The organism is Mesorhizobium sp. WSM4898, assembly GCF_029625845.1.
In the GTDB taxonomy this organism is placed as follows: domain Bacteria; phylum Pseudomonadota; class Alphaproteobacteria; order Rhizobiales; family Rhizobiaceae; genus Mesorhizobium.
Genome location: NZ_JARTVQ010000032.1, coordinates 1 through 777, shown reverse-complemented (window position 1 = coordinate 777; position 777 = coordinate 1). Strand labels below are relative to the sequence as shown.

The window sequence follows — 777 nt, the reverse complement described above, 5'->3', positions numbered from 1 at the left end:
CTAGGTGTGAGCTTTCGAGAGGTTGTCCATTCGGACCGGACCGAGGAGACTGGAGTTACCACGCTTCAGCATCCATCGGAGGGTCCGAATGAACATCCACAAGAATGCCCGTCTCACACCGCTGCGTCGAGAGGAGATGGCGTTATCGGTGATAGAAGGCGCTTTTTCCAAAGCCCATGCGGCGCGCGTCTATGGCGTGTCGGCCAAGATCGTGGCGCGCTGGGTCGAGCGCTATAAGACCAAAGGGCGGGCCGGCATGGTCGACCGCTCGTCGCGGCCCACCGTCATGCCGAGCCTGACCGAACAGTCCGTGGCCGAGCGCATCGCAGCCTTGCGTCGCCAGCGGCTGACCGGCAAGCACATCGCCCATGAGGTCGGCGTCTCGCCCGCCACCGTCAGCCGGGTTCTCAAGCGTGCCGGGCTGTCGCGGCTCAGGGATATCGAGCCGGCCGAACCGGTCCGGCGCTACGAGCGGGAGCATCCCGGCGAGATGATCCATATCGACATCAAGAAGCTCGGCCGCTTCAGCCAAGTCGGCCATCGTATCACCGGCGATCCGCAAAAGGGCAAGTCGCGCGGCGCCGGCTGGGAGTTCGTCCATGTCTGCATCGACGACGCGTCCCGCATCGCCTTCTCGCAAATCCTGCCCGACGAGAAAAAGGAGTGCGCCATCGCCTTCCTCAAGGCCGCGGTCGCCTATTACGCCAGCCTCGGCGTCACGATAGCCCGCGTCATGACCGACAACGGCTCCTGCTACAGATCAAAGGCCTTCGCCAA

General features: G+C 63.8%; 1 protein-coding gene. It reads left to right on the top strand.

Going from position 1 to position 777, the window contains the following annotated elements; all coding sequences use genetic code 11:
* Window positions 1-88: 88 nt before the first annotated feature.
* On the top strand, window positions 89-777 hold a 689-nt coding region (locus P9228_RS30840; RefSeq protein WP_278052568.1), incomplete at its 3' end, for an IS481 family transposase.